This is a genomic window from Streptomyces sp. WAC06614 (assembly GCF_003949795.1).
Taxonomy (GTDB): Bacteria; Actinomycetota; Actinomycetes; order Streptomycetales; family Streptomycetaceae; genus Streptomyces.
The window spans coordinates 1-6,791 of sequence record NZ_RPRY01000357.1; the positions used below are offsets into that span (position 1 = coordinate 1).

General features: G+C 75.5%; 5 protein-coding genes and 1 pseudogene. All 6 read left to right on the plus strand.

Features of this window, described 5'->3' with window-relative positions:
* A partial coding sequence (locus tag EF918_RS30495; RefSeq protein ID WP_221889773.1) for a hypothetical protein occupies positions 1–646 on the plus strand: 646 nt, incomplete at its 5' end.
* A 28-nt stretch (positions 647–674) separates the two neighbouring features.
* Positions 675–1,229, plus strand: coding sequence for a hypothetical protein (locus EF918_RS30500; RefSeq protein WP_125652165.1), 555 nt, complete (start codon positions 675–677; stop codon positions 1,227–1,229).
* A gap of 157 nt (positions 1,230–1,386) precedes the next feature.
* Positions 1,387–3,231, plus strand: coding sequence for an asparagine synthetase B (locus EF918_RS30505; protein ID WP_125652166.1), 1,845 nt, complete (start codon positions 1,387–1,389; stop codon positions 3,229–3,231).
* 169 nt (positions 3,232–3,400) lie between these two features.
* Positions 3,401–4,768, plus strand: coding sequence for an aldehyde dehydrogenase family protein (locus EF918_RS30510; protein ID WP_125652167.1), 1,368 nt, complete (start codon positions 3,401–3,403; stop codon positions 4,766–4,768).
* A 181-nt stretch (positions 4,769–4,949) separates the two neighbouring features.
* The gene (locus EF918_RS30515; RefSeq protein WP_125652168.1) at positions 4,950–6,512 is read left to right on the plus strand and encodes a hypothetical protein; all 1,563 of its coding nucleotides are present in this window, start codon (positions 4,950–4,952) and stop codon (positions 6,510–6,512) included.
* Positions 6,509–6,791: pseudogene (locus EF918_RS37370) on the plus strand (hypothetical protein); the annotation flags it as partial. The gene EF918_RS30515 and the pseudogene EF918_RS37370, both read left to right, overlap by 4 nt.

Sequence of the window (6,791 nt, forward strand, 5' to 3'; positions counted from 1 at the left end):
GGCCAGGACCGGGCAGGCGGCCTCCAGGTGCACGTGGTTGGCGAGCAGCATGGCGGCGAGCGCCGAACCCGACCAGGCCGAACCCGACCTGTACGACTACGGCGTCCCGCGGGTGCTGGTCTGCCAGGACCCGGACGTCGCCGCCATGCTGCTCGCCAACCACGTGCACCTGGAGGCCGCCTGCCCGGTCCTGGCCATGACGCCCGACGCCGTGCCCCTCGGTCCGCGCCTGCTCGCCGCCCTGGCCCGGACGCCCGAGGCGACCGTGTACGTGCTGCACGACGCGAGCCCGGCCGGCCTACGGCTCCCGGCCCGGGTACGCGCCGCCGTGTCGGGCGGGGGCGTCCGCGTACGGGTGACCTCGCTGGGCCTCGTCCCCCGGCACGCCATGGCGCTGGGCCTGCCCGCGGGGCGCGGGCCGGCCCCGTCGGCGCGGGCCCTCGCCGGCCTGCCGGCCGGGCTGCTGCCGCGCGAGGTGGCCTGGCTGGAGCGTGGACGGTTCGCCGAGGTCGCGGCGGTGCAGCCGGCGCGGCTGCTGCGTACGGTCCTGCGCCAGACGCGCGGCGGCCGGCCGGTACGCGGCTCGTTCCGCTCCGGCCTGCGCGAGCTGCGCGACAGCGGGTTCCTGACCTGGCCCGCCGTATGACCTGTCCACCCACGCGAGGACGCACATCATGAACCGGACCCAAGAGATCGGCTACACGGACGAGTTGCTCGCCGACGCGAGCGTGCACCGCAGGTACGAGGACGGCCGCGAGGAGTGGCGCAGCCGCTCCGGCACGGCCGGCTCCTCCGTCGTGACCTGGCACGACAACCGTGGCGCCGCCGGTACCGACGAGCTCCTCGGCGACCGCATCATCAAGCGCACGCTGTCCGACGGGACCGTCGTCTACGCCCGCGACATCGGCTACGGGCGCACGCTGTGGGGCCGGGGCGAGACCGTGCTGGTGAACCGGAGCTCGTTCGGCGGCACCATGGGCGCGCTGCTCGCCGGCCTGGGCCTGGCAGCCCTGGCGGTCACGGCCGCGCAGCTGCCGCCGGAGAGCCTGACCCCGGAGGAGGAAGAGGCCCTGCGGCAGCAGGCGCAGAACCAGGCCTCGTCGTCCGGTGGCGACGGAGGCGGTGGATACGACGGGGGCGGAGACGGCGGCGAAGACGGTGACGACCACGCGTGGGAGGTCGGCTGGGACGGCGGCGACGACACCTGGAGCGACGACGACTTCGGGTGATGGGCCCCGGCCCTGACCCGGAGCCGCCCCACCTCCGTACCACTGTCGCACCTCCGTACCACTGCACGCCGCCGTACCACTGCACCGCCGCCGTAAGGCTGCACCGCCGTATCACCGCGCCACCGCACCACCGCACGTTCGAGGAAGGGAGCCGCTCGTGGCCCGTCTGGTCGCCTGCCTGGCCGGCACCACCGACACCGCCCAGGCCCATCTGTCGACCCTCGGCGCGACCGGGCGGCCCGCGCCGGGCGGCGTCGCGCCCGGGGCCGCCGTCGGGCTGGTCGGGGGCGAACCGGGGCGCGCCGAGGGGCCGTTCACGGTGCACGGCCTGACGGCCGTCGGTGAGGTCACCCTGCACAACCGGCCGGTCCTGCTCGCCGCCCTCGCCGCCGCCCGGCCCGGCACACCGCCGCCGCGGACCGACTGTTCGGACGCCGAACTGCTGCTGCACTGCTGGGCGTTGCTCGGCGCGTCCGGGATCGCGCTGGCCGAGGGGATGTTCGTCCTGGCCGTCCTGGACGGCACGGACCTGGTCCTGATCCGTGACCACGTGGGCGGCCGTACGGTGTTCTACGCGCGGGCCGCGGGGGCCTGGGCCGCCTCGACCTCGCTGCGGGCGCTGCGCCGCTGGCCCTCGCTCGGGACGGCCATGGACCTCGCGGCGGTGCGCTCGTTCCTCACGTTCGCCTATCTGCCAGGTGCGGAGACGCTGTTGACGGGGGTACGGGAGGTGCTGCCGGGCCGGGTGCTACGGCTGGGCCGCGACGGCTCGGCCGAGGAGCACGTGTACTGGGAGCCGCGCGAGCAACTCCCGGAGCGTGCCACGGGCCCCGGCCAGGACCACGGCCCGTACGACCACGGCCCGCACGACCACGACCCGCACGACCACGACCCCTCCTCGTACGTCCTCGGGCTGCGCGCCCTGCTGGAACGGGCCACCTCGGTCCGGCTTCCGGAAGCCGAGCCGGCCGCGGTCCTGCTCTCCGGCGGCATCGACAGCTCGCTGGTCACGGCGCTGGCCGCCGAGCTGCACACGCACCCGGTCCACACGTACTCGATCAGCTTCGGTGACGACCTGCCGAACGAGCTCGGCTACTCCGGTCTGGTCGCCGCCCACTGCCACACCCGCCACCGGGTGCTGACCGTCTCCGGCGAGGCCGTGGCGGCGCGGCTCGCCGAGGCGGCGGCGCTGCTGGACAGCCCGGTCGGCGATCCGCTGACGGTGCCGAACCTGATGCTCGCCGAGGCGGTGGCGGCCGACGGCGCCTCGGTGGTGCTCAACGGGGAGGGCGGCGACCCGGTGTTCGGCGGGCCCAAGAACCTGCCGATGCTGGTGCAGGAGATGCACCGGACTCCGGGGGCGCCCTGGGACGAGGACCGCGCGACCGCGTACCTGCGCTCGTACCGCAAGTGCTGGACGGACCTGCCGCAGTTGCTGACCGCCCCGGCGCTGGAGGCGCTCCGGGACGCGCCGCGCCCGCAGCGGTTCGTGGAGCCGTACCTGATGCCGGGACCGGACAGCCCGCACCGGATGGGGCACCTCCTCAACCAGCTCCTGCACTGCAACCTGCGGACCAAGGGCGCCCACCACATCCTGACCAAGGTGGAACGGCTGACCACCTCCCAGGGCGTGGAGGGGCGGGCCCCGCTGTTCGACCGGGCCGTCGTCGACCATGCCTTCGCGACCCCGCCGACGCTCAAGCTGCGGGGCACGGCGGAGAAGTGGGTGCTGAAGGAGGCGGTCCGGGACCTGCTGCCCGCCACGGTCGTGGACCGGCCGAAGAGCGGGATGCGCGTACCGGTGCAGCAGTGGCTGACGGGACCGTTGCGCGAGCTGGGGCACGAGCTGCTGCTGGGGCGCCAGGCACGCGAGCGCGGGCTGTTCCGGCCCGAGACGATCCGCACCTGGCTGAAGGGCGAGGGAACCCTGCTCCCGCGCCAGGGCGGCAAGCTGTGGCTGGTGCTGACCCTGGAGCTGTGGCTGCGGTCGTACGACCTGTGAGCGACCCGAGCGATCCGCATACGAACCACCCGACCGACCCGAGAAACCGACCGACCAGAGCAACCCGAGCCACCCGAGCAACCCGAGCAACCAGAGCAACCCGACCCACCAGAGCAACCCGACCCGCCCGCGCACCACGAGCACCACGAACACCTGAGGAGCACCCACGATGACCGGGACCAGTGAGCTGATCGACCCGCGCACCGGCCGGGTCCGCGGCACGGCCCCGCTGTCCCGCGGGCCCGAGGTCGCGGCGGCCGTCGCCGACGCCCGGGCCGCGCTGCCCGGCTGGAGCGGGCTGACCCCGAAGGAACGGGCCCGCCGCCTGGACCGGCTCGCGGGCCTCGTCGAGGAGCACGCGCAGCGGTACGCCGCGCGAGAGCGGGCCGGTACGGGCAAGCCGGAGGCGGAGGCAGCGGGCGAGGTCGAGCAGGTGGCGGACCTGTTCCGGTTCTACGCCACGGCCGCCCGGACCCGGACCGCGCCCGCCGCCGGGCAACTGGTGCCGGGGCACGAGAGCTGGGTGCGCTGGGAGCCGGTCGGGGTGGTGGGGGTGATCGTCCCCTGGAACTACCCGCTGCTGATGGCGGCCTGGCGCTGCGCGCCGGCGCTGGCGGCCGGCAACACGGTGGTGGCCAAGCCCGCCGAGACCACCCCGGACTCGCTGGAGCTGCTGGCCGCGCACGCGGCCGAGGCCCTCGGCGCCGACGTGCTGCGGTGCGTGCCGGGCGACCGGGACACCGGGCGGCTGCTGGTCGCCGCGGACGTGGACATGGTGGCCTTCACGGGCAGCGGCCCGGCGGGCGCCGACGTCACGGCCCGGGCGGGCATCCGCCGGACCAGCCTGGAGCTGGGCGGGAACGCCCCGGCACTGGTCCTGCCGGACGCGCCGCGGGACACCTACGACGCCCTGGCGGACGCGGTCACGTACAACGCGGGCCAGAGCTGTGCGGCGCCGGCCCGGGTGATCACCCTCGCGGAGAACTACGAGGAGGTGGTCGCGGGACTCGCGAAGGCGCTGGGCGCGCGGCGGGCCGGGCAGGACTTCGGCCCGCTGAACAACGCGGACCAGGCGGCGCGTTACGACGCCCTGGTGGCCGCCTCGGCCGCCGGGCGCAGCATCGCGGCGGAGCCGGCCCCCGCGGCGGGCGAGGAGCACGGCCACTGGCGCGCGGCCCGGCTGCTGGCGGACCTGCCCGACGACGACCCGGCCGTCACCGAGGAGGTCTTCGGGCCGCTGCTGACGGTGCAGCGGGCCGAGGACCTGGCCGGGGCGCTGGCGCGGGCGAACGGGGTTCCGCAGGCGCTGGCCGCCAGCGTCTGGACCACCGACCTCGACCGCGGCCTGGCCCTGGCGGGCCGCCTGGACGCGGGCGAGGCCTGGGTCAACTGCCACCTGGTCCAGACGGCGGAGCTCCCCCACGGCGGCCGCGGCGCCTCGGGCCACGGCACGGACCTGAGCACCCTGGCCCTCCAGGAGTACCAGCGCCCGAAGACGGTGACGGTCCGTCTGACGCGCGGCCTCGACGCCCTCTGACCGCGCGGCGGGCGACGCCGGGACCCGGAAAGACGTCTTTTCGGCCAGCTCGTGGATCGTTTACGGGAACTCCCCGCGGGATTGATCAGTTCTTCTGGTGGCAAAGAAAGCCCCGTGATAATTTCGCGGACCAGCGAGGGGACTCGTGCCGACTTCTGGGGGACGGTCGGGGGTGGGGAACGTGGCAGTGCGGTGGGGCGCGGGCGAGAAGGCGCGCCTGTGGATGGCGCTCGTGGACGAGCTGAGTGCGCTGGACTGCGTCCGCGACCCCGGCCAGCGGGTGCTGTTCGGGCAGAGTGTCGGGGAGTACCTCGAAAGGGCCCTGGATCTGCCCGGCAAGGACGCGCGGAACGATACGGTCGCCCTCGTGCAGGCGGTGTTACGGGACCAGCAGGACATGGAGTCGGGCGTGGAGGCCCTGCTCTACGCCGTCGAGCTGCACGAGGGCAGTGATCTCGCCGGGCGGGTACGGGAGCGGGTGCTGCGGGCCCGGGAGCCCGGGGCCGGCACCGGCGGCGGAGCCGCCTCGGGGCTGCCGCTGCTCGGTGCGTTCGAGGACAAGGACCTCAAGGCCGCCCGGGCGCTGCTCGCCGGGCACACCGGCGTGGACGCGGGCGTCCTGCTGGAGCGGCTGGGCCGGGAGCTCCCGCTCGACCTGCCCCGCGGACTGACGCCCGCCGGGCTCTTCGACCGGCTGCTCGACCTCAATGCGCAGGCCGACGGGCTGCCCCCCGCCGTGGTGCTGCTGGAGTGCGTCGCCGAGCTGATGCCGCCGGGCGACGAGCGGGGGCGCAGGCTGCGGGAGTGGTGCGACACCTGGGCGGCCGGCGCGGCGGCCGGGACCGCCGACGCGCTGCGCAGGCGGCGCGCACAGCTCGGCGGCGTCCCGGGCCGGCCGGGGACCCCGGGCGGGCCGCCCGGCGGGGACGTCCCCCGCTGTCTGATCGTCATGGTGGACCCCGCGCTGGACGGTTCGCCGGACATCTACGTACGGCACTGGGTCAACCGGACCGCCGGCCACTGGGCCCCGGTCTCGGGTGCCCTGGAGCGGGCCACCCCGCCGACCCTGGGCACCGTGGTGGAACGGGCCGTCCGGCACGGCGAGGCGTACTGGGCCGACGCGGACAGCGCCGGCGAGGACCCCAGCCCGATCCACGTCGAGTTCGTGCTGCCGTACAGCATGCTCAACGCCGACGTGGCCGGCCTCGGCCTGCGCGAGGCGGGCGCGGAGGAGCCCGTTCCGATAGGGCTGCGCTACTACGTCCATCTGCGCAGCCTGGAGCGGATGCGGACCCGCGACCCGGCGCAGCTGCGCCGCTGGCGGCTGCGCTGGCAGACCCTGCGGGCGGCCAGCGCCGCCCGCCCGCACGCGTGGACGGGCGCCGACCCGACCACGACGGGGTTGCGCATCTGGCGCAACAAGCTGGTCGCGGACCAGCACCTGACCGCGGTGACCCTCGGCGCCCCCGCCCTGGAGGGGCAGGCCCTGGAGCCGCTGAAGGCGGCCATCGCCGAGGGCATCGGCGTGGCGCTGTGGGACCGGCGCGATCCCGCGCCGGAAGCGCTGGGCACCCCGCTGGACATGCTGGTGGGGTACCCCACCACCCAGCTGCCCGGAACCATCCACCGGTTGCGCATGAAGGCCGAGACCGAGGTGGACGGAGGTCACATGCCGGGCCGTCATGTGGCGTTCTTCTACGATGACCCGTTTCGGCTCATCGACTGCGAGGAGGTACCGGCGTGACCGAGTACGAGCGGGAGCAGATGCCGGAGCAGCAGGCGGGGCCCGAGCAGGGGCCCGGGCGAAAGGCCGACCACACCGCGGAGCACGCCGACGCCCCGGCCGGCACGGGCGCCACCGACGCCGGCACGGGCGCCACCGACGCCGGCACGGCCGGCGCCACCGGCGGCGCCACCGGCAGCGGCACGCCCGACGGTGCCTGGCGGGTGTTCCACGCGACCGGTGCGGCACCGGCCGGCGAGCCGCCGGTGATCCCGCCCGCCCCGCCCTGGCGGGAGTTCC

Bases quoted from the DNA above. Each gene is read 5' to 3' on its own strand.
- EF918_RS30500 (WP_125652165.1), top strand. From the start codon at position 675: ATGAACCGGACCCAAGAGATCGGCTACACGGACGAGTTGCTCGCCGAC.
- EF918_RS30510 (WP_125652167.1), top strand. From the start codon at position 3,401: ATGACCGGGACCAGTGAGCTGATCGACCCGCGCACCGGCCGGGTCCGC.